At 70.1% G+C, this 23482-nt stretch carries 15 protein-coding genes; 6 read left to right on the top strand and 9 right to left on the bottom strand.

Annotated features, from left to right (window positions below; translation table 11 throughout):
• Positions 1–140: 140 nt before the first annotated feature.
• Positions 141–1523 (bottom strand): sugar transferase, encoded by a 1383-nt coding sequence (locus KK087_RS02580; RefSeq protein WP_214564111.1) that lies wholly within the window; start codon positions 1521–1523, stop codon positions 141–143.
• Between the two features lie 267 nt (positions 1524–1790).
• Positions 1791–4445, bottom strand: coding sequence for a glycoside hydrolase family 2 protein (locus KK087_RS02575; RefSeq protein WP_214564110.1), 2655 nt, complete (start codon positions 4443–4445; stop codon positions 1791–1793).
• A 237-nt stretch (positions 4446–4682) separates the two neighbouring features.
• Between KK087_RS02575 and KK087_RS02570 the strand changes: the two genes are divergently transcribed.
• A complete protein-coding gene (locus tag KK087_RS02570; protein WP_027464885.1) occupies positions 4683–5102 on the top strand; it encodes a hypothetical protein in 420 nt (139 codons plus the stop codon).
• Between the two features lie 54 nt (positions 5103–5156).
• Here the strand turns inward: KK087_RS02570 and KK087_RS02565 are convergent, their stop codons facing one another.
• Positions 5157–9386 (bottom strand): CLIPPER-2 domain-containing protein, encoded by a 4230-nt coding sequence (locus tag KK087_RS02565; protein ID WP_214564109.1) that lies wholly within the window; start codon positions 9384–9386, stop codon positions 5157–5159.
• A 112-nt stretch (positions 9387–9498) separates the two neighbouring features.
• Between KK087_RS02565 and KK087_RS02560 the strand changes: the two genes are divergently transcribed.
• The 3 genes from KK087_RS02560 to KK087_RS02550 all read left to right on the top strand — a co-directional run bounded on the left by KK087_RS02560 (position 9499) and on the right by KK087_RS02550 (position 12864).
• Positions 9499–10329, top strand: a complete 831-nt coding sequence (locus KK087_RS02560) for an aldo/keto reductase (protein WP_214564108.1) — start codon at positions 9499–9501, stop codon at positions 10327–10329.
• A gap of 85 nt (positions 10330–10414) precedes the next feature.
• Positions 10415–11509 (top strand): M60 family metallopeptidase, encoded by a 1095-nt coding sequence (locus KK087_RS02555; protein ID WP_214564107.1) that lies wholly within the window; start codon positions 10415–10417, stop codon positions 11507–11509.
• Positions 11506–12864, top strand: a complete 1359-nt coding sequence (locus tag KK087_RS02550) for a M60 family metallopeptidase (RefSeq protein ID WP_214564106.1) — start codon at positions 11506–11508, stop codon at positions 12862–12864. Before KK087_RS02555 ends, KK087_RS02550 begins: the two co-directional genes overlap by 4 nt.
• Before the next feature lie 22 nt (positions 12865–12886).
• On the opposite strand, the gene KK087_RS17765 is transcribed toward KK087_RS02550, so the two are convergent.
• Positions 12887–14026, bottom strand: coding sequence for a class I SAM-dependent methyltransferase (locus KK087_RS17765; RefSeq protein ID WP_214564105.1), 1140 nt, complete (start codon positions 14024–14026; stop codon positions 12887–12889).
• Between the two features lie 115 nt (positions 14027–14141).
• On the opposite strand from KK087_RS17765, the gene KK087_RS02540 reads away from it, so the two are divergent.
• The gene (locus KK087_RS02540) at positions 14142–16220 is read left to right on the top strand and encodes a hypothetical protein (RefSeq protein WP_214564104.1); all 2079 of its coding nucleotides are present in this window, start codon (positions 14142–14144) and stop codon (positions 16218–16220) included.
• Between the two features lie 75 nt (positions 16221–16295).
• Here KK087_RS02540 and KK087_RS02535 read toward each other — a convergent pair whose 3' ends face one another.
• The 5 genes from KK087_RS02535 to KK087_RS02515 all read right to left on the bottom strand — a co-directional run bounded on the left by KK087_RS02535 (position 16296) and on the right by KK087_RS02515 (position 20930).
• Positions 16296–16715 carry a heat shock protein transcriptional repressor HspR gene (locus KK087_RS02535; RefSeq protein ID WP_214564103.1) on the bottom strand — a complete coding sequence of 140 codons (420 nt, stop codon included), beginning with the start codon at positions 16713–16715 and terminating at the stop codon, positions 16296–16298.
• A 176-nt stretch (positions 16716–16891) separates the two neighbouring features.
• Positions 16892–17893 (bottom strand): DnaJ C-terminal domain-containing protein, encoded by a 1002-nt coding sequence (locus KK087_RS02530; RefSeq protein ID WP_214564102.1) that lies wholly within the window; start codon positions 17891–17893, stop codon positions 16892–16894.
• Between the two features lie 41 nt (positions 17894–17934).
• On the bottom strand, positions 17935–18594 hold the full coding sequence (locus KK087_RS02525) for a nucleotide exchange factor GrpE (protein ID WP_214564101.1): 660 nt from the start codon (positions 18592–18594) through the stop codon (positions 17935–17937).
• A 2-nt stretch (positions 18595–18596) separates the two neighbouring features.
• Positions 18597–20462, bottom strand: a complete 1866-nt coding sequence (gene dnaK / locus KK087_RS02520) for a molecular chaperone DnaK (protein WP_017886379.1) — start codon at positions 20460–20462, stop codon at positions 18597–18599.
• 273 nt (positions 20463–20735) lie between these two features.
• Positions 20736–20930, bottom strand: a complete 195-nt coding sequence (locus KK087_RS02515) for a hypothetical protein (RefSeq protein ID WP_214564100.1) — start codon at positions 20928–20930, stop codon at positions 20736–20738.
• Positions 20931–21348: 418 nt separating this feature from the next.
• Here KK087_RS02515 and KK087_RS02510 point away from each other — a divergent pair, with 418 nt between their 5' ends.
• On the top strand, positions 21349–23364 hold the full coding sequence (locus tag KK087_RS02510; protein WP_214564099.1) for an Ig-like domain-containing protein: 2016 nt from the start codon (positions 21349–21351) through the stop codon (positions 23362–23364).
• The last annotated feature ends 118 nt before the right edge of the window (positions 23365–23482 follow it).

The raw sequence follows: 23482 nt of genomic DNA, 5'->3' as shown, positions 1-23482 counted from the left end.
GATCTGGAACTGGTCGCTGCCTGCCGGTCATCGTCGACCAACGCAACGGAAGTCCGTGTGACCTCATCGTAACTCCCCCGCCCCTGGATGCCCAGGCCGGCCCCCGGAACCGTCACGGTTCGCACAGGGAAGCGCAGCGCTCAGTACGCGCCGCGCGACCGGAGCACCGACGGGACGGTGCGGGCGAGGATCACGAGGTCGTGCAGGAACGACCAGTTCTCGACGTAGTGCAGGTCGAGCCGGACGCCTTCGGCCCAGTCGAGGTCCGAACGGCCGCTGACCTGCCACAGGCCGGTGATCCCCGGGGTGACGAGGAGTCGGCGGTCCGCGAAGTCCTCGTACAGCGCGACCTCACGCGGCAGGGCAGGACGTGGGCCGACCAGGCTCATCGAACCGGTGAGCACGTTCCACAGCTGCGGCAGTTCGTCGAGCGAGGTGCGTCGCAGGAACGCTCCGACCCGGGTCACCCGCGGGTCGTCCTTCATCTTGAACAGCGGACCGGCGCCCTCGTTCTCGGACTGCAGGTCAGCCATGCGCGCCTCGGCGTCGACACACATCGTCCGGAACTTCAGGATCGGGAACTCGGCGCCACCGCGGCCGACGCGGACCTGCCGGAAGAAGACCGGCCCGCCGTCGTCGGCGCGGATCGCCAGCGCGACCACGGCGAGGACGGGGGAGAGCAGGATCAGGCCGAGCGCGGCGCCCACGACGTCGAGTGCCCGTTTGCCCGCGCGTCGGCGGTAGTCGGGTGTCTCGACGTGCATGAGCGGCAGCCCGTCGACGGGGCGCTCGTGCACCCGCCCCGCGGCGATGTCGGCCAGGGGAGAGGACACCACGAGTTCGACGCCGTGCTCCTCGAGCTGCCACCCGAGCCGACGGAGGCGCGCGTGCCCACCACGGACAGCACCCGCGACGACGACGGCCGAGACGTCCTCGCTCCGGGCATGTGCGAGCACGTCTTCGACACCGCCGACGACCGGAGCCGTCGACACCCCCATGTCGACCCGGGCCCCGACCGGAACGCAGTCCGTCACGACGGCACGCACTCGGTAGCCGGCACTGGGCGCGGCCGCGATCCGCGCACCCACGTACCGGACGTCCTCGGCGTCGCCGACGATCAGGACGTCCTGCAGGTGCTCACCCCGGGCGCGGCTCCGGGCGAGCACCGTCCGGACGCCCTTGCGACCGAGCGCCAGGAACGCGAAGCCCAGGGGGAACGCGATCGCGACGTACCCGCGAGCCAGGTCGAGCTGCGCCGCGTACGCCACGACCGCGACACCGCCGATGGCGACGAGGCTGGCGGTGACGAGACGGCGGTACTCGTCGCTGCCGATGCCGGCGATCCGTGGGTCGCGGGTCCGGAACGCCGAGAGGAGCAGCATCCAGACCACGACGATGGCCGGGGCGACGACGAACTCGAACCAGCCCGACCGCGGTCGGACGGACCCGAGCTCCCAGGGGAACCGCACGACGTGGGCGATGACGAACGCGGCGAGCAGCAGCACGAGGTCGAGCAGCGCCACCGCGGGGACGAACCCTCGGCGCGCTCCCGCCGGAGCGACCGTGCGGTGCGACGCAGTGACAGCGACGGAGGCGATCCCCGGCTCGGGTGGAACATGCACGGGTGGAATCCGCACGGTCGGGACCACTCCGGTGGGTGGACGCATGGCGAGCGACATGTGAGACCTCCTGTCGACCGGTCGACGAGGAGGCCGATCGGACGCCGGAGTCGCTCAGGTCACGACAACGAGCGGCGCAACAGTGAATATATCACCGTGTCGTTCTGTATATCAACGAGCGAGGACGCGGTCCAGACTCCAGAGCACGGGTGCCGCACGCAGTGCCGGGATGTCGGCCTCGGTCACACCGCCGAGCCGGAACACCACCCGCTCGCCGGGCAGCAGCGTCATGAACCCGCGGTCGACGGTTCCACCGGCGGCGACCCGGTCCGGTTGCACCAGCAGGTCGCGGACGAGCGAATCGGCCTCGACGGCCAGGTCCAGGCCACCGTCGACCACCGCGAACGAGGTGCGGTAGCGCGCCGGCTGCCAGCGCATCGCGGCGTCGGGACCGGGGGTCCACACGGCGCGGCGCCAGTCCATGTCGGCTACGATGAGCTCGTTCGTCGGGTCGTCCACGACGCCCACCGACTCGGGCAGCGCCACGACCGCGACGCCAGCAGCCGAGAGCCGGACCGGGAGCGACACCTCGGCCAGGATCGTGCCGGCCGTGGTGACCCGGCGCACCCGGACCACGCTGTCCTGCCCACCGCGCGTCGACCGGACGGCGACCTCGACGGGCGACGACCCGAACGCGCCGGGTGAGACCCCCAGCGACAGGGTGTCCGCCAGCTCGCCCAGATCGGCCGTCTCGCCGACGGGAGCCGACCCACCCGGGTGATCCGGGCCTCCAGTCCGCTCCGCACCCGGCGTCACCGAGACCGACGACACCGGACGGATCGTCAGCAGCACGTCGTCGTACAGCCGGCGCAGCTCGTGCGCGAGCGGCTTCAGCCGCCCCGCCGAGTCGATCGCCGACCACGACGCCACCGGCCACAGGTCGTTCAGCTGCCACACGACGACGCCGGTGTTGCGCGGCCAGTGCGTGCGCCAGTGCTCGATGCCGGTCGCGATCGCCCGCGCCTGCTGCAGCTGCGTCAGGTAGTGCCACGCGTCGAACGCGGCCGGGTCGACCGCGCCGAAGCGCGGCTCGAGTCCGCGTGCCAGCTTGGCCATCCCGTCCGCGGCCTTCTGGTGGTGGACGACACCGGGCGAGTCGACCCGGAGCGGCGAGTCCGTGACCGCTTCACGCAGCGTCCGCCAGGCGGGCGGCGCCTGCCAGCCGAACTCGGACACGAACCGCGGCACCGACTCGCGGTAGGCGGTGTCGGGCAGCCGGTTCCAGGCGTCCCACGAGTGGTGCGTCTCGTGGTCGACCTCGTTCGCGGGGAGCGACTCCGAGCCGGACCACGGCGAGGCCACCGTGTAGAAGCGCGACGGGTCGACCGCGTCGACGATGGTCGGCAGCAGGTCGAGGTAGTAGTCGAGGCCCCAGCCCCGATCGCCCAGCTCCGCACCCCAGCCGTCGGCGTCGTGCAGCCAGATGTTCTCGTTGTTGCCGTTCCACACCACCAGCGAGGGGTGGCGGGCGAGCCGGGCGACGTTGTCGCGCGCCTCGGCGATGACCTCGCTGCGGATCGGTTCGACCTCGGGGTAGGCCGAGCACGCGAACGGGAAGTCCTGCCAGACGAGCAGTCCGAGTTCGTCGCAGACCTCGTAGAAGTCGCGCGATTCGTACACCCCGCCGCCCCAGACACGCACGAGGTTCGTGCCCAGCGATGCAGCGGCGCCCAGCCGGGACTCGAGCCGGGCACGGTCGACGCGCGAGACGATGACGTCGTCCGGGATCCAGTTGACGCCGCGGACGTCGACGAGGGTGCCGTTGACGTGGACGGCGAAGGGACGGCCGATGCCGTCGACCTGGGTGTCGATGCGCGTGGACCGGAAACCGGTACGGAACGTGTCGCGGTCGAGCACCTCGCCGTCGACGGTCTGCAGTTCGACCACGACGTCGTACTGCGCCTGCGCGCCGTACCCGCGCGGCCACCAGCGCCGCGCTTCGGGGACACGCACGGTCACGACCGTCTCGTCGTCCTTCGGGGTCAGCTGCGCGCGGGACCGCTGACGGGTGGTGCCCCCGGCCTCGGTCTCACCGCTCACGGTGACGACGAGCACCAGGTCGTCGTCCTCGCCGTCCTGGTCCAGGTCGTTCATGCCCGAGCGCTCGACGGTGATGTGCGTGTCGAGCACGCCCTCGCCGGCCTCGACGTCGACGAGCGGGCGGACCTCGCGCAGGCGCGCGGTCGACCAGCGCTCGATCGCGACCGGCCGCCAGGGGCCGCTCGTGACCGCCGTGAGGCCCCAGTCCCACCCGAAGTTCGAGGCCATCTTGCGGATGTACGGGAACGGCTCGTCGTACGGACCGGGCATGCTGCCGGCCTTCGCGGCGACCCGGCCGGCCTCGCGGTACGGCGACTCGAACAGGATCTCGAGGTCCTTCGTGGCGCCGCCCGAGCCGGTCTGCACCCGTGCGTCGAAGCGGTACCGGCGGTGCATGTTGCGGGTCGTGCCCACGACGACGCCGTCCAGGCTGAGCTCCGCGACGGTGTCCAGGCCGTCGCACACCAGGTCGACGCGCTCGTGGCCGCGCGGGTCGACGTCGACCGTGCGCCGGTAGGCCCAGTCGGCACGGCCGACCCACTTCGCGGCCTGCTCGTTCCGGTCGAACGTCGGGTCCGGCAGCAGGCCCTCCCGCTCCAGGTCGGTGTGCACCTGGCCCGGCACCGTCGCCGGGATGGTGCGGCCGGCGACACCGTCCGGTGCACCGGTCCCTCCGGCCATGGTCACGGTCCAGTCGTCGCGGAGTTCCTCGCGGTCGAGGGTCATGCGGGTCCTTCTCTTCGGCGGCAGGGTGTCCGTCAGCCTCGGTCGGGACGCCGGCCGGCGGCCCGCCCCACGACCGGTCTTGACGGTCCGGAGGCGCGGTGCCGGTTGCCCGGGCGTCGTCACGTCGCGCGCGCGAACGGGTTGCGCTCGCGCGAGGGGTGCTCGGCGATGCTAGTACGGGATGCTTTCGGCAACCTAGGTGGTGACAGGGGCGGGTCACGCGGGCAAGGTGGGAACGTGATCACCGTCGAACTCGCCCGGTCCCTCCGCGACGCCGGCCTCCGCTGGCACCCCGAGACCGGGGACCGGTTCGTGATCGACAAGCCGGGCATCGACGACGACGTCTACACGGTGTCCGAGATGACCGTCGAGCGGCACGACTCCCCCACCGGCACGATCCTCGGCTTCAACGGGACCACCGAGTGGGCGCTCGACTCGGTCACCGCCACCGAGTCGCTCTGGCTGCCCCGCGAGGACCAGCTGCGCGAACTGCTCGGGCCCTCGTTCATCGGCCTGACGCGGGTGCAGGTCGGCGGCCGCGTGGTCTTCACGGTGACGGCGACGATCGGCGGGGCCGACCGCAGCTTCGCGTCCGAGGTGCCGGCGATCGCGTACGGACAGGCCCTGCAGGCGTACATCACGGCTGCGCTCGCGTAGCAACCGGCCCCCGCCTCCGCGAGCGGAGCCGAGGGCCGGTTGTGCTGAGCGGTGTCAGACCTGGCGGTCGTCGACACTGTCTGAACTGGCGGCGCGATGTCGCTGACGGAGCATCAGGACGGCGCCGGCGAGCAGGAGCACGATCGCCGAGGGGACCCCGACCATCAGGATCTCCGAGCCGGTGAAGGCGAGCTCCAGCGGACCGGCCGCAGCCGGGACGACCGGGGCGGGCTCCACCGTCAGCGTCGTGCGGACCCGCTCCGAGAAGACCCACACGGGCTCCGCCGTCGCGCTGCCGGCACTCGCCGCGCCGCGGGTGGTGCTGACCGGGGCGAGCTGCCCGGTGCTGGCCGCGCCGGGCGCCTCGGTCGAGGAGCCGTCCGCACGGGGTGCGTGTCCCGCTACCTGGCCGACGAACACGACCTCACCAGCCGTGGCGTCCGCGTCCGCGTCCGTGACGACGTGCACCTCAGCCCGGTCACAGACTGCTCGCTCGCCGGGCCGCAGCGGCGCCGCCGAGCAGTCCAGGGCGGACGTGCCGTCCGCGTGCTGCGGGTCGGTGACCGTGGTGTTCCCGGTGTTGACGACCTGGTACCGCACGGAGACCCGGTCGCCCGGTCGCAGGACGTGGTCCTCGCCGATGACGCGCACCCGGTCGCCCGCACCGTGCAGGAGCGGCTCGGCCGAGAGGTCGAGCACGTTCGCCGCGGTCAGCCCGACCCGCACGTCGTCCCGGTCGTCGACCGGGGTGCCGTCCGGCCCGGCGGCGTTCGCCACCGCGGCGACCGGGACGACCCCGTGGTCCACGTCGGACTGGCTGAGGACGTGGTCCTCCACCACGCAGTCGATCGTCGCTCCCGGAGCCAGGTCGGCGGTGGGGCAGGTGACCGGCATGTCAGCGAGCTCGACGAGCTCGGCGGTCGCGTCCGACAGGGTGACGTTGCCGGCGTTCGCCACGCGCACCGCCACGTTGACGTGGTCGCCAGCGTGCGGGACGGCGTGGTCCGAGGCCGCCAGGTGCGCGACGACGGTGACGTCGACGGCGGGGGCGCGTTTGATCGCCGCAGTGGCCTCCGCTGTCGAGACGACGCCCTGCCCGTTCGAGCCGGTGGCGGAGGAGACGACGACGAACGCGACCTCACCGGCGTCGACCTCGGCCTGGGTCACCGGGGTCGTGCCACCGTTGCAGGTCACCGTCTCCCCGGGAGCCAGGGCGTCGGGAGCACACGACACGAGCATCCCGGTGCGGTCCTCGACCGCGCCGACGAGGTCCGACACGGTGACGTTGCCGGTGTTCTCGACCGTCACACTGAGGGAGGCAGCGTCACCGGCCGTGCCGTGGTCGCGCCCCTCGGTGTCGACGGACGCGGTCCCAGCCGAGGAGATCGACGGCGCACGGACGATCGTCGTGGCGGTCTCGCCGGCTGCCTCGACCGGGGACTCGTCCGGATCCGTCGCCGTGCCCTGGAGCGCGAACCGCACGGACCCCGCGTCCACGTCCGCCTGGGTCAGCGTGTACGAGCCGACCTCGCAGGTGACTCGCTCACCGGGAGCGAGGGACTCGTCGGGACAGGTCACCGTCATGCCCGCACGGTCGGAGACCTTCCCGGCGAGGTCGTCGAGGGTCACGTTGCCGGTGTTCTGCAGCGTGACCGTCACCGTCACCCGGTCTCCAGCCTCGGGCACCTCGTGCTCGGTCGGGTCGAGGACGCTCGTGGCGCTCAGGGACAGGGCACCCGCTCGGGCGAGCGCAACCGAGGCTGCGTCGGACCCCCGGACCGTCGAGCCGGCCGGGTCCTCCGCCGTCGCAGTGAGGCCGAAGTCGGCCTTCCCGGCGTCGATCTCCCGTTGCGTGAGCTCATGGTCCTCGACGGCGCAGTCGACTTCGGCTCCCGGAACCAGCGCGCCGTCCGGGCAGGTGACGGCGAGTTCGCGACCGTCGATCACCGCGACCAAGTCCCGCAGCGTCACGTTGCCCGAGTTCCGCACGTGCACGTCGAGGGACACCGGGTCTCCTGCCTTCGGTGCGTCCGTTCCGCGGAGCCCTGCGGTGAGCGTGCCGACGACGCCGCTCCGACGGTCCACGGTCACGGAGGCCGTGTCCTTCGCCGACACCGTCGCGCCGGTCGGCGTCGTTGCGGTGGAGTCGACGGCGAAGTCGACGACACCGGCGTCGATGTCCGCCTGGGTCAGCGCGTACCCGGAGACGGTGCACTCGACCTCAGAACCGACTGCCACCGGGTCCGAGGCGCACGTGACCTCGAGCCCCTCGCGGTCGGCGAAGGTCGAAGCGGCGTCCGTGAGGGTCACGTTCCCGGTGTTCCGGACCGTGACGGCGAGGTCGATCCGGTCCCCGGGGGCCGGCGCGGCACCAGCCGCGTCGAGGTCGGCCGTGACCGAGGTGCCGAGCGCAGGCGCCTGCGCGACGGTCGGCTGGGACGTCCTCGCATCAGTGCGCACAGGCTGGTCGGCGGGCCCCACGGCGGTCATGCTCGCCGTGAACGGGATTGCTCCTCGGTCCACATCGGCCTGGGAGACACGGTGCGCTCCCGTCACCTCGCACTCCACCGACGCACCGGGCGCGAGTGGCACTGCCGGACAGTCGACGGTCATGCCGGACTCGTTGGCGATGGTGACCGCGAGGCCACTGAGCGAGATGTTGCCGGCGTTCGTCACGGTCACGGTGAGTCCGACGTCGTCACCCACGCCGGGGGCACCACCGTGGACGGCCGGTGTGAGCTCGAGCGTCGCCGCCGGGGCGACCTGCGTGGTCGGCACGGTCGCCGTCGCCGTCGCCGTGACGGACTCGCCGGAGCGAGAGGTGGCCTCAGCCGTGAGGGAGTCGTCGATCGACCCGCGGTCGATGTCCGCCTGGCTGACCGGACGCGCCTCCGTGGCGCAGGAAGTCGACGCACCAGCCTCGAGCTGACCGGTGTCGCACGTGACGACACCGTTCGTACCGGTGAGCGCGAGCTCGCGGACCAGCACGTCACCGGCGTTCTCGACCGTGCTGTGGAACGCGACCGACTCACCGAGGTCGGCGACGCCGTCCTCGTTGCCGCCGGTCAGGACGGCGCGGTCCACGACTCGGAGCTGGTTCTGCTCGGGAGCGAAGGTGACGCTCGCGGACGCCGGCAGGTCGAGCCCGACACGCTCGGTCACGTCGTCGGCGTCGATCACGTAGGTGCCCGATGCCGACGCGGTGACGTCGAACGAGATCGAGCAGTCGACCGCGTCCAGCGCCAGGTTCCCGCTGGCGCCGACGGATCCGCCGTCGGCGACGACGTCGAGGTCCGACGCGGCGCAGTTGGTCGTGGTCTTCGGATCGGCGGCGACGCGGAGACCGTCCGGGAGTTCCTCGGAGAACGACCAGCCTGGCTTCGAGCCGTGCTCGCTCGTGTTCACGACCCTGATCGTCATGCGGGCGGTGTCGCCGACGATCGGAGCGCCCGTGAACTCGTTCGCCAGCGTCGGGGTCGAGTCCACGATGGTCACGTGGTCGAAGGCTCCGTCATTCCCGTTGGCGGACGACTGTGCGTTCCGGAGACGCCACCGCAGGGTCTCTCCGGAGAACAGGATGCCGCCGGACGACACGAACTGCCCGCCCTGGTAGGTGGCTCCGTCGACCGTGTAGCTCGTCGACCGGGGATCCGTACAAGGGTCGATCGGGCGGCTCGACACCGGGCGCTCGACCGTGCCGTCGACGAGGAGGAAGTCGAGCAGCGGGTGGGCGTACCCGACACAGGCGCCGGCCGCGGCGCTCACGCCGAAGGACACGTAGCGGCCGGACGCCCCGAGCGAGAACTCGTCGAGCGACTCGATCTGCACACCGTTCGTCGGCAGGGTCCGAGATGACGTCCAGGCACTGACCACGTGGTTCGTCTCGCGGTCCTCGCCAGTGATCTGTCCGAGGACGGACCCGAGTGCGCGCAGTTCGCCGTTGGCATTGCATCCCGAGACAGCGGTGCTGCTGTGGCTCGTGATGATGCCGTTGCACTCCGCGGCGTTGATCCACGCCGGATCGGCGGTGTACTCCGCGCCGTCGACACCGATGTACTGGTCGAGCATGATCGGCGTGGTGCCGACGCCGTGCTCGAAGTCCTCCACGAACAGCACTCGCGGGTCGTTCTCCCCCACCGTCGTGGTCGTCGGAGCGGGCGTGAGGACGGTTTGGCCGCTGACCGCTGTCGCGGCGAGGGGCGCCGAAAGCGTCGCGAGCAGGCCCGCAGCCGTCACGACAGCGGCGCCGCGACCGACGCGTCGCCGGAAATGGTGTCTGTTCATCCAGGCAGAATATCAAACATGTGAAATGTCTATGACAACTCGAGTCCTGGCGAGGCTACTTGGCTGGACGCTGCCCGGACAACTGGGAGCCGCTCGGGTGTTTCCTGGAGTCATGACGGTTCCGAACATCACCCTGAACGACGGCAAGACCATCCCGCAGCTCGGCTTCGGTGTCTTCCAGATCGACCCCTCCGAGACGAAGGCCGCCACGCTGGCTGCGCTCGAGGTCGGCTACCGCCACATCGACACCGCCGAGATGTACGGCAACGAGAAGGAGGTCGGTGAGGCCATCGCTTCGTCCGGCATCCCGCGCGAGGAGATCTTCGTCACCTCGAAGCTCAACAACGGCTTCCACGACCCCGAGGCTGCGCTGGAGAACGGCAAGAAGTCGGCCGACCTGCTCGGCGGCTACACCGACCTGTTCCTCATCCACTGGCCGCTGCCCACCGTGTCGGACTTCGTCCCGACGTGGAAGGCCCTCGAGGAGCTGTACCACGCCGGCACCGCCCGCTCGATCGGTGTCTCGAACTTCCAGGCACACCACCTGCGCCGCCTGCGGGCCGAGACCGACGTCCCGCCGTCCGTCAACCAGATCGAGGTGCACCCGTACCTCGTGCAGGACGACCTCCGCGCCGTGAACCGCGAGCTCGGCATCGCGACCGAGGCGTGGTCCCCGATCGCGCAGGGCCTCGTCCTCGACGACGAGACCATCACCCGCATCGCCGCGTCGGTCTGCAAGTCTCCGGCGCAGGTCGTCCTCCGCTGGCACATCCAGCGCGGCGACATCGTGTTCCCGAAGTCCGTCACCCGCGCCCGGGTCGAGGAGAACTTCGCGATCTTCGACTTCGAGCTCTCCGACGAGGACATGACGGACATCACCGCACTCGACAAGGGCCACCGCACCGGCCCGGACCCCGACACGTTCGACTACGTGCCGGCGTAGTCAGGAGTTCATCGGAGGGCGGTCGCGCAGCGCGCGGCCGCCCTCTTTCGCGCTTCGGCCGGCCCGTATCTGATATTCTTATTTCATGCGCTATGCGATCCTGTCCTCACGCGTCCTCACCACTGTCCTCGTCGTCGCGGGCACGATCGTCGGCGGTGGGATCACCGCCGTCGGGGCAGCATCGGCTCCGATACCCTCCTCGTCCTCGACGGCCCCGGCAGGCAGGGCCTCGATCGTGCACACGGATGACGACCTCGCGACGACCGTGCGGGTCTGGGGCCAGGGCGACGCCGAGACGGAGCGACGCCGTGAGGGCCGCAGCTACCGGCACAGCGACCTGCAGCCCGCTTCCCGCTTCGCACCGAAGGGCACCGAGGTCGAGGTGACCCTGCCTGCCGGTGCGCCCGCGATGCAGGTGGGCATCGGTCTCTACGGGAACTACGGCGCCTACAACGAGGGATCGGCGGTCGGCATCAAGACCTTCCCGGTCGCCGAGGGGACCACCACCGTGACCGCACCGGTGGACGGGCTCGTCTACCTGATCGACCGGTCCCCGTCCGGCTCGCACGACGTGACCGTCCGTGGCGGCGAGGCGTTGCCTGCCTTCATCCTCGGCACGACCTCTGACGACGAGTTCGCGAGCGACATGGGCGAGAACGACGACGCGGCCTTCGTCACGATCATCGGTGCGCGGACGTTCTCGGAGCCACCGAACGGCGCGTTCTCACGGATTCCGCGAGACCTCTCCGGCCGGGTCGAGCTCTGGGACCGTGTCGTCGGACTCACCAACGCGCACTTCGGCCTCCTCGACGACGCCGTCGGGCTCGCACGCAAGTCCCCGCAGCGCCTGCACATCACGATGCCCGACACCGGTGGTGCCTACGCGAGCGCCGGGCACGACCGGATCACGATGCCGCGGAGCAGCGGCGCCGCATCGGAGTTGCTCGCAGCGGCACCGGGTGACATGTGGGGCTTCTGGCACGAGGTCGGCCACACGTACCAGACGCCCGCGTACAACTGGGCGGGCATGGGAGAGGTCGTCGTCAACACCTCCGTGCTCGACGTCCAGCACGCGATCAGCGGCGAGAACCGACTCGACCGCCAGAGCGCGTCCGCGGTCGCCGCGTACTTCGCGAAGCCGCTCGACGAGCGGGCCTACCACTCCCAGGACGCTGGGTGAAGATCCTCATGTTCGACCAGCTCCGTCGGAGCTTCGGCGAGCACTTCTACCCCCGGCTGAACCAGGCCCTCCGGACCGGCCTCGCGCTCGGCGAGGTCAGCACGCCGGACAACGGCGACTCGAAGCACCAGCTGTTCGCGCGGACGGCCGCGACGATCGCCGACCGCGACCTCCGCCCGTTCTTCGCCGAGTGGGGATTCCCGCTCTCCGCGGAGACCTCCGCAGTGCTCGCCGAACTCCCCCCGCTCACCACCGACATCTGGGAGAACCGGACGTCCGCGACCGACAGCCTCGACCACGACCTCGACCCGTACGCCGTCCCGGTCGGCCGCATCACCGGAGACCAGCCGTCGGTCGTGGTGGGACAACAGCGCCTCGACCAGACACCCGAGGTCACCGACCTGCAGAACACGGACGGCCACGGCGTGCCCGAGTACGCCGGGCAACTCGTCTCGGCAACCGCGACGGGGACCGGAACGCTGCTCGTGGCGCTCCGGAACAGCCTGGGCATCCGCGAGGTCCTGACCCGCCCGGTCACCGTGACCCCCGGGGACATGTTCTCCTTCGACGGGCTCGCCGAGCGGAACGTCATGCGTCTGGTCACGGACCCGAGGGAGCGCGTCCTGCGGCTCTTCGCCGGGACGACGTACAACGCGCACGCCTCGTGGGGCGGCAACGAGTACGTCGGCTTCACACTCCGCAGCGCGGACCGCCGCGAGCAGATCGGCACGTGGTCGGTTCGCGGCAACGAGAACGCGCACGCCTTGGCATCCGGGTTCGCGCAGGCCTACGAGGACGGTCAGGTGCTCGAGGTGCGCCATGCCGAGGCGCGGTCGCGCCTCGACCGCTGGGCCGACAACGTGCTCCAGCAGGCGGACCCCGCCACGGTCCAGCGCTACCGGATCGTGGACGGACGCTTCGAGCCGATGGCCGCTGATCCGATCGTCCCGAGTCCGGGTGCGTCGGTGGCGCTGTCCCGCGGCATGGACACGCGTGTCGAAGCGCGGCTCGCGACCACGCGGCCGATCGCACGACTCAGCGCTTCGGTGACCCTGACCGCTCCGGACGCGACGACCTTCGCTCCCGGGCAGACCACCCTGATCGCCGAGGTCCGTCGCCCCGGAGGTTCCTGGACCCCGGCGCCCACCCTGGATCTCGGAGGGGCCTCCACGGACGATTCGGGCACCGTGCTCACCGCCACGCTGGATCCGATCGCGATCGACCTGCCGTCCGGCACCCTGATCCGTTGGTCACCGCTCGTCCGGGTCACCCGCGGGGCCCCGGCTGGGACCAGTGGGCTCGGCTACACCGTCACGGGCACGGCCGACGGGGCGGCGACCCGCGTCGTGAGCTGACCGCCGACCGGCAGGCCGCCCGCTACGCGCGGCGCGAGGCAGTCACGGTGAACCGGTCCGTCCGGAGGACCTGACGCGTCGGTCCCACCGCGCGCTCCAAGGACGGCCGGTACCGCAGGTGCGAGTTCCAGACACACCACAGTTCACCGCCGGACTGGAGGATCGTGGCCGCGTTCCGGAACATCGCCTCGGCGGCGTCCGTGGTCACCGTGGTGTCCGCGTGGAACGGCGGGTTGCACAGCACCAGTTGTGCGGACCCCGCCGCGAGCTCGTCGCCGGCGTCGGTCCGGACCGCCGTCACCCGGTCGGCGACACCGTTGGCCTCGGCGGTGGCGCGCGTCGACTCGACCGCGATGCGCGAGACGTCGGTGGCGATCACGCGGACGTTCGGGCGGCGCAGCGCGATCGCTGCCGCGATGACCCCGTTGCCGGAGCCGAGGTCCACCACGGTGCGCGCCGACGGCACCGCAGCGTCCATCGCCTCGAGCAGCACCCGGGTGCCGTGGTCGAGCGACGTCCCGGCGAACACGCCGCCGTGGGCGACCAGGGTCATGCCGAGGTCGTCGACGTGCACCGACCGGGGCCAGGGATTCGTCGTCGCGGCACGGTTGGCCTGTGCCTGCAGTGGGTCCTGCGCGATGAGCAGGCGCGACTTGCCCCGACCACGCGATGCCGTGACCTCGCCGAACGACCGCCGCAGCACGTCGTTCTGCGTCACGTGCATGAACTTCACGTTGCCACCGCAGAGCAGCACCACGTCGGGCGCCGCGAACCGGGCGACGGCGCGGGCGATCTCGTCCAGTCGGTCGTGCGACTTCGACAAACGGAGCACCACGAGCCGGACGTCGCGGAAGGCGTCCTCGAACGAGTCGGGGTGGTGGAACCCCCGCAGCCCGAACGTGCCGGCGTTGGCCTCGAGCGCCCGCTCGCCCACCAAGGAGTCCTGCACGACCCGGATGTCGCTCGCGCCGTACTGCGTGATGAGACCGAGCGTCAGCACCCCGTACCGATCGTCGACCACAGCGACCTCGCCGGGCTGGCGGAGCGCGTCGCCGTGCACGTGCGGTGCTTCATCGAGGAGGAAGCGGTCGGTGCCGTCGATCGCGATGAGGTCGGGCGCGTCGTCGTCGCGTCGGCGGAAGAGGTCGGCGAAGTCTGGCACCGCGTCAGCGTACCCGGCGGCTGACGTGACGCGGTGAGGATCGCACCCGACATGTGACCAGATTCGGAATGTTACATGTCAATAGACTGTCAATCCCCGTCAAAGGAGTCCTCACATGGCACCCTCCCCGTTCCGTCGCGCTGCCGTCGTCTGCAGCGTCCTCACCGCCTCCCTCGGCTTCGGCTTGCTGACGCCCGCCGCCGCGACCGCTGCCCCGTCCACCCTCGCGACGCATGCCTCGACCGCCGCGGCCCACGACCTCGACGCGATCACGGTGGACCCGGCGCTGAGCGCGCCCCGTTTCCTCCAGGACTGGAGCACGCTCCACGGCGCACGGATCGTCGCCGGTGACGCCGGGCGTGACGCGGTCTGGCTGCTCGCCGGCGACGAGGTCCTCGACCACTCACCCGCGGGCGGCGCGTTCTTCCTGAACGTGCAGGACCGCCACAAGGACCTCGGGCTCGAGGTCATCCGTGTCCACACCGCCGCGGACGGCTCGCGGACCCGCACCGAGCGCATCGCCATGCCCCTGATGATCCGTGTCGACGGGCTGCAGGAGCAGAACACGTTCACGCCAGGCACCACCCACTTCTCCGGCAGTGCAACCGCCGGCGCCACCGTCGTCGCGAAGGACTCCACGTCGGGCGCCACCCTGTTCACGACCGAGGTCAGCGGGGCACGCAACGGGACCGGCACCTGGAACGCCGATGCCGACCTCTCCGACTCCGACCACGTGATCACCCTCACGCAGACGACGACCGACGGCCGGACGAACGAGCTCCGCGACGTGCGGTTCTCCCCGGCGGCATCGGACGCGCCGACTGCACCCACGCTGCAGACGACCGAACGGCGGCTCGACGGCTCCTTCGTGCTGACCGGCAAGTACGACGACTCGGTCGCCTCGGTCGCCGTCCAGGACGCGGCCGGCGCGACGATCGCCGACGCGACGCTCGAGGAGACCGGCTACGTCGCCCGGATCCCCCAAGACCGCCTCGGATCGACGGTCTACGTCGTCGCGAAGGCCGCCGACGGTACGCCCTCGAGCCGCACCGCAGCCCCGCTGGCGCAGCTCCCCACCGATGCCTCGGTGCCGAAGCCGACGCTGAGTTCCGTGTACGTCCACACCGATGGCCGCGTCCAGGTCGTCGGCGAAGCGGACGGCGCCGCGGCGCTCTGGATCCTCGACGGCGACCGCGTCATCGCCGGCATTCCGCGCAAGGAGATCTGGAGCTACGTCATCCGTGCTCAGGAGACCGGCAAGCAGCTCGAGATCGCCAACGTCGGCTTCGACGGGCAGGGGTTCTCCTCCTTGTCGGAGCGCGTGGCCCTCCCCCGTCTCCTGCAGGTCGACGGCGTCAAGGACGAGAACACGTACACGCCCGGCGCTCGCGCGTTCGAGGGCACGGCCGAGGCCGGCGCGACGATCACCGCCACCGACCAGCGCGGCCGTGAACTCTTCAAGACGCCGGTCGCCGGTGCGCGCTCCGGCGTGGGGACGTGGAAGGCCTCCGCCGACCTGACCAGCACTGCCGGGTACGACCTGACGTTCACCCAGACCACCGCCGACGGCCGCACGTCGGTGATGCGGAACATCGCGTTCACCGCCGACGAGGACGCCGCATCGCGTGACCTCACCCTCACCTCGCACCAGGCCGGGACCTTCACACCGGGGCGGCAGCGCTTCACCGGCACGGCGACCCCCGGCGCGACCGTGACCTTCAACCCGGCCGGCTTCGACCCCAGCAACGCCCGACACGACCTGACCACGCAGGCGAACTCCTCCGGCGTCTGGACGATCGAACGCAGCCTCGCCGACTGGCAGTACCGCGACGCGGCGTTCCGGCAGGACGCCGACGGCGACGTCGTCAAGCAGGTCAAGTCCCCCCTGATCCCCGAGGTGGAGGACGCCGCACCGCGTGACCTCGCCCTCACCTCGCACCAGGAGGGAACGTTCACACCGGGGCGGCAGCGCTTCACCGGCACGGCGACCCCCGGCGCGACCGTGACCTTCAACCCGGCAGGCTTCGACCCCAGCAACGCACGCTACGACCTGACCACGCAGGCGAACTCCTCCGGCGTCTGGACCATCGAGCGCAGCCTTGCCGACTGGGAGTACGGCGACGCGGCGTTCCGGCAGGACGCTGACGGCGACGTCGTCAAGCAGGTCAAGTCCCCCCTTGCCCCGAAGTCCTGACCCTCAGCACGACGAACGCCCCGGACAGCAGTGCTGTCCGGGGCGTTCCCCGTGCATGCGACGGTCCGGTCGCCGTCAGCGCGGCCCGCGGTACAACACGATCTGCGTGTTCCGCTGCGGCCGCGACCCCGCCTTGAGCGAGATCGCCGCACCACTCGCGGTGGCGGCGAACACCCGTGCGCCGGGCCGGTTGATGAGCTGGTCGGCCAGCGCCGACTCGAGTTCCCGCACACGATCGCGGAGCGCCTTGTTCTCGTTCTCCAGGTCGAGCACCCGCCGGATGCCCTCCAGCGACACTCCCTCGGAGCCGAGGCGCGCGATCTCGCGAAGCTGCACCACGTCGCGCATCGAGTAGCGCCGCGACCCACCCCGGGTGCGTCCCGGCACGACCAGGCCGAGCCGGTCGTACTGCCGCAGCGTCTGCGGGTGCATCTCGGCGAGCTCCGCGGCGACCGCGATCGCGAAGACGGGCGAGTTCTCGTCCAGGTCGGTCATGGCGCGCTCCTTTCCGTCGTCCGCGTGGGGTGAAAACCAGCCTGGAGGCTCAGCGAGCGTCCGCCGGGAAGCCGCGCCGAGCCTCTCCCCACCGGCACGGCCGGCCCGCCGCTTCGCGACGGGCCGGTACCGGCGGCGTGGGCCCAGGCTGGGTCTACTGCATTCAGTGCGCGACGCTAGTCGCGCGCCTTGGCGAGGAGGTCCTCGCGGGGGTTCTCGTCGGGCAGCGCAGCCGCGAGTGCCTCGACGGCCTCGCGCTGCTTGTCCGACAGGTGCGACGGCACCGCGACCTGGACGGTCGCGAGCAGGTCGCCCGTGCCGTTCTTCGTCGTGACGCCGCGGCCCTTGACGCGCAGGACGCGACCCGACGGCGTGCCGGGGGCGACCTTGAGCTTCACGGGCGAACCACCGAGCGTCGGGACCTCGATCGTCGCGCCGAGTGCCGCCTCGGTGAAGGTCACGGGGACGTCCACGCGCAGGTTGAGTCCGTCGCGCTCGAAGACCGGGTGCTTGCGGACCGACACGGCGACCACCAGGTCACCGGCTTCACCACCGTCCGGCGAGGGCTCGCCGCGACCGCGGAGTCGGATCTTCTGACCGTCGGCGACGCCCGCGGGGATCCGGACGTTCACCGGTCGGCCGTTGCCCTGCGAGAGCTTGACCGTGTCACCGGCGATCGCCGTGGTGAAGTCGAGCGTCGTCGACGCCGTGACGTCACGGCCCTTCGTGGGCCCCCCGAAGCCGCGGTAGCCCCCGGAGTTCTGGCCGAAGCCGCCACCCCCGCCGAACATCCCGCCGAGGATGTCCTCGAAGCCGCCGGCGCCGCCCGGGCCACCCTGGCCGAAGCGGACACGCTGTCCGCCGCCCTGCTGCCCGAACATCCCGCCGAAGACGTCCTCGAACCCGCCCTGGCCCCCGCCGCCCGCGGTGAAGCGGGCGCCGGAGCCCATGGCGCGGACCTGGTCGTACTCCTGCCGCTGTTCCTTGTCGGAGAGCACCGAGTACGCCTCGCTGATCTCCTTGAAGCGGTTCTCGGCGGCGGCGTCACCCGGGTTGGAGTCCGGGTGGAACTGCCGCGCGAGCTTCCGGTACGTCTTCTTCAGCTCGGCGTCGGAGGCGTCCTTGGACACGCCGAGGACCTTGTAGAAGTCCTTGTCGAACCAATCCTGACTGGCCATGGATCACCTGCCTTCTTCTGTCGTCACCGTGGGGACCCGGCTCAGGCCGGGACCGCCACCGCGACCTTGGCCGCGCGGAGGACGCGCTCACCGAGCTTGTAGCCCGGCTCGACGACGTCCGCGACGGTCTGTCCGGTGGCACCCGGGGTGGGGAGCTGGACGATCGCCTCGTGGATGTTCGGGTCGAACGCCTCGCCCTTCTCGCCGATCTGCACGAGCTTGAACTTCTCGAAGCCCCCGCGGATCTTCTGGCCGATGACCTGCATCGGTCCCTCGGCGAGGTCACCGTGGGCCTCGGCCCGGGTGAGGTCGTCGAGCGCCGGCAGCAGGGCCCGCACCACTTCGGCGATCGCGACCTCGCGGTTGGCCTCACGGTCACGCTCGACGCGCTTCCGGAAGTTCACCAGCTCGGCCTGCGCACGGAGCATGTCCGCACGCATCTCGGCGACGAGGTCACGGTCGTCGGTGCCCAGCTTGTCCTCGGCGATGCCGCGGGCGGCGTCGGCGAGCAGCGCTTCGTCCTCCGGGGAGAGGTCGTTCGCCGCCTCGGCCGCCGGGCCCCCGGCGGCGGGGCCGTCCGTCGGTACTTCGACGTCGGGCCCCTCCGCCTCGATGAGGTCCTCGGGCTCGGCCGCGTTCGTGGCGTCGCCCTCGACCTGGGGGTCTTCCTCGTTCGGCACGTTGTCCTTGGGATCCGTCATCGTTACTTCTTGTCCTTGTCGTCCTCGTCGTCCACGACCTCGGCGTCGACGATGTCCTCGTCGTCGGCCGGCTGCTCACCCGCGGGCTGCTCGCCACCGGCGGCACCGGCTGCTGCGTCCTGCTGGCTGTAGATCGCCTGACCGAGCTTGCCCTGCGACTCGTTGAGCTTGTCGAAGGCGGTCTTCACGGCGTCGTCGTCCTCGCCCGCGAGTGCGGACTTGAGCGCGTCGACGTCGGCCTGCACCTCGGACTTGACGTCCGCGGGGAGCTTCTCGTCGTTCTCCTTGATCAGCTTCTCGATCGAGTAGACGAGCTGCTCGGCCTGGTTGCGACGCTCGTTTGCCTCGCGACGGGCCTTGTCCTCGGCGGCGTGCTCCTCGGCCTCGCGGACCATGCGCTCGATGTCCTCCTTCGGCAGCGACGAGCCGCCGGAGATGACCATCGACTGCTCCTTGCCGGTGCCCTTGTCCTTGGCGGACACGTGCACGATGCCGTTCGCGTCGATGTCGAAGGTGACCTCGACCTGCGGGACGCCACGGGGAGCCGGGGCGATGCCGGTGAGCTCGAAGGTGCCGAGCGGCTTGTTGTCGCGGGTGAACTCGCGCTCGCCCTGGAAGACCTGGATCGCGACCGACGGCTGGTTGTCGTCAGCGGTGGTGAAGGTCTCGCTCCGCTTGGTCGGGATGGCGGTGTTGCGGTCGATGAGCTTCGTCATCAGGCCGCCCTTGGTCTCGATGCCGAGCGACAGCGGCGTGACGTCGATGAGCAGGACGTCCTTGCGCTCGCCCTTCAGCACGCCGGCCTGCAGTGCGGCGCCGACGGCGACGACCTCGTCCGGGTTGACACCCTGGTTCGGGGACTTGCCACCGGTCAGCGACTTGACGACCTCGGCCACGGCGGGCATGCGGGTCGAGCCACCGACGAGCACCACGTGGGCGATGTCGTTGACCGAGACACCCGCTTCCTTGATGACGTCGTTGAACGGCTTCTTGGTGCGGTCGAGCAGGTCGGAGGTCATCTGCTCGAACTGCGCGCGCGAGATGGTCTCGTCCAGGTTCAGCGGGCCCTCGGCGGTGAGCGTCAGGTACGGGAGCTGGATGTTCGCCGACATCTGCGACGACAGTTCCTTCTTGGCCTGCTCAGCCGCTTCCTTCAGGCGCTGCTTGGCGATCTTGTCCGTGGACAGGTCGACGCCGTGCTCGTCCTTGAACTTCTTGACGAGGTAGTCGACGATGCGCTGGTCCCAGTCGTCGCCACCGAGGCGGTTGTCACCGGAGGTCGCGCGGACCTGGATCGTCGAGAAGTCGTCGTCCTTGCCCACCTCGAGCAGGGAGACGTCGAACGTGCCGCCACCGAGGTCGAAGACCAGGATGAGCTCGTCCTCCTTGCCCTTGTCGAGGCCGTAGGCCAGAGCTGCCGCGGTCGGCTCGTTGATGATGCGGAGGACGTTGAGGCCGGCGATCTCACCGGCGTCCTTCGTGGCCTGGCGCTCGGCGTCGTTGAAGTACGCCGGCACGGTGATGACCGCGTCGGTGACGTCTTCGCCGAGGTACTGCTCGGCGTCGCGCTTGAGCTTGCCGAGGGTGCGAGCCGAGATCTCCTGCGGCGTGTACTTCTTGCCGTCGATCTCGGTGGTCCAGTCGGTGCCGACGTGGCGCTTGACCGACGCGATGGTGCGGTCGACGTTCGTCACGGCCTGACGCTTGGCGGTCTCGCCGACCAGGACCTCGCCGTCCTTCGTGAACGCCACGATCGACGGCGTCGTGCGCATGCCCTCGGCGTTGGCGATGACGGTGGGCTCGCCACCTTCGAGAACGGAGACGACGGAGTTGGTGGTTCCGAGGTCGATGCCTACTGCACGTCCCATGTGTTGCTCCTCTTGCTTGGGGGTAAGTCGTTGGACTTGCGTCCGATGCACTCAACTCTACTCCTGAGTGGAGTTGCGTCAACTTTGAGCACGGGAACTTGCGCCGGTCACACTCAACTCTCAGGTCGCCGGCGAGGCGCGGTAGCGCGTTCGTATGTTGGTATTTCACGTGATATTCTGAATACACATGCGCAGCGAGCCGTTCGGTGAGCGCGCGTGCTCCCCTTCCCGAACAGCCGCGGTCTGCGGCCTGTCCTGAAAGATGCACATGTCTCACAAGAAGAGGGCCTCGACTGCCCTCAAGTCCATGGGTGCCGCCGGCCTGGTCGCAGCCACCATCGTCAGCGGTCTTTCCTTCGGATCCACGGCCGCATCAGCTGCGGCGGCACCGGATTCGGACGTTGAGCCGGCTAACACGTCCACAACCCTCGGGAACCGCCTCATCGGCAAGTTCGTGGTGGAGGTCATCACCAACGGTTACGGATACGGATATCGCGGTGCCCACGCTCCAGTGGACAACGGAGTGATGAGCGGTGGAAGCAAGCAGGACTCCGCGAATGCCGCAGCAGCCGATGCTGCCGTCTGGACTTTCCCAGCCTCGGGAACCTGGGGCGAGATCCGTGGAACCGGCAGTGCATCGAATGTCTGCTTGCAGATCAGCGCGGCCCAGGTTGCCATCACGAACCACCGATGTGACGGATCAGATAGCCAGTCGTTCAGGCTCTATGGCGGGCCGAGTGCGTACAGGATCCTGGCCAAGACAGGCAACTATCTGACGTACACGTCCAGTTCTTGGCGTGCTGACGCGAATGGCAACCACGCGGCCAAGCTTCAGGGCCAGTTCCTTGCCCCGCACACCTCCGACCTGAGTGCGAGTGTCACGAAGGTGAACAACATTGCGAAGACGGCGGTGGTGTCGGGGATGGCGACGCCGGGTGCCAAGGTGTGGATCGGTGAACAGAGTGCAGACGTCAACGCCAGCGGCGCCTGGTCGATGACGGTGTCCGTACTGAAGCCTGGCAAGAACGACCTGGTCGTGATCCAGAAGATCGACAACGATGAGTTCGACCGCAAGACCGTGTACGCGACAATCGTCGAGGGCGGGGGCCTGTTCGCAGTTGACCAGGGGCCGGTCGAGCTCAAGCGGGATGCGACCACCCAGGTGCCGTTCGTCGTCGAGAACCGCGTCTCGCGAACCGACACCGAGGGCACCGTCGTGCTGACCGCTCCGGACGGCGCGACCTTCTCCGAGCAGGACACCATCCAGGGCTCCTGGCGCCGCGTCGGCAACACCGCATGGAACGCCTCCACCTCCATCCCGCTGACCAACGCCACCCTGTCGAACGACAACACGACCCTGACGTTCGACGCGGACTGGGCCAGCGAGCGGCCGGCTGACCAGCAGTACCGCTTCATGATCGACGTCACCGCCGGCGACGAAGCTCCCGAGGAGCCGAGCGCCATGGACTTCGTCTTCAGCGGCACGAGCAGCACGAACGACTTCCGCGCCGAGGGCAAGACCACCACCACCGTCACCGCGAGTGTCGCGGCCCCGACGGGCAAGGTGACGTTCTCAGACGACGTCACCCAGAAGGCAACCGTGTCGGGAACCGGTGTCGACGGCGCCACGATCACCCTCTACGCCGGCGACTCCACCACCGCCATCGGCACCGCCGTGGTGAACAACGGCACCTGGTCGACCACGATCGACCCCATCGGCGCGGGCGACCAGAAGATCCGCATCGAACAGTCCGGCATCGACGGCATCCAGACCGCTGAGACCACCGCGGAGTACGGCGCCGCGGTCACGCTCGACGACCCTGCCTCCTCGACGGTCATCCCCGGCGCCGTCACCGTCACGGGTGCCGGCCAGGCGGGCACCACGGTCACCATCACCGGCGGCGCCAAGCCGGTCACGACCACGGTCGAGAGCGACGGCACCTTCAGCACGGAGGTCGAACTCGAACCCTCGAACACCGCGAAGACCCTCACCGCGCAGCAGCACTCCAAGGGCAACCTGACCACCTCCGACACGATCACGGTCACCCCCAACGGCGCCCAGACCGCGCGCGATGTCGTCATCACCGAGCCGACCAGCCACACCTACCAGCCGAACCGAGCGACCACGATCAGTGGCACCGCGACCCCCTACGCCACGGTCGAGCTCCGCTTCCAGTGGAACGACACCGTCCACGGCACGGCCAAGGCAGACATCAACGGCAACTGGTCGATCACCCGCGGCTTCGGCCCGGCAGCGAAGTACGAACTGACCGCGACGCAGACCCGCTTCGACAAGACCACGTCCACCTCCACCATGTTCAACCTCGACCCCGAGGGCATCAGCAACCAGGAGGTCGTGATCACCGGACCGGCCGACCACGCCTACAAGCCCGGCGAGCCGACCCGGGTCACCGGCACCGCCACCCCGTTCGCCAAGATCGAGCTCCGCTTCCAGTGGAACGACACCGTCTACGGCACCGCCACCGCCAACGCCCAGGGCAACTGGAACATCGTCCGCGCCTACGGCCCCGCCGCGACCTACGAGCTGACCGCGAAGCAGCTCCGCGCCGACGGCACCACGTCACTGTCGAACACCTTCACCCTCGAAGCCACCGGCATCGACCGTCCGTTCACCCTGACCACGCCCACGATGGACTCCACCTTCGAAGCCGGGGTTCCCGTGTCCTTCACCGGCACCGGCACCCGCGGCGCGACGATCACCGCCATCGCACCGGCCTGGAACAACAACGAGATCTTCAAGACCGAGGTCGACGACAACGGCCACTGGGAGATCCGCCGAGCCTTCGCCCCCGGGATCACCTACGACCTCACCCTCGTCCAGCAGCCCGTCGACGGCGAGCCGACCAACATCACCGGCGTCCACCTCACCCCCGCCAACTGACCGCCGGCGTCTGACCCTGGCCAGCTGACCCCGTCAGCTGACCGCAGCCGGAACCACGAGAGCGGCGACTCCACGGAGTCGCCGCTCTTGTCATCTCATGTGATATACTAACGGCATA

Source organism: Curtobacterium aurantiacum, assembly GCF_018598555.1.
GTDB classification, from domain to species: domain Bacteria; phylum Actinomycetota; class Actinomycetes; order Actinomycetales; family Microbacteriaceae; genus Curtobacterium; species Curtobacterium aurantiacum.
Note: the sequence above shows the minus strand (reverse complement) of the source record. Positions and strands in the feature narration are given on the sequence as shown.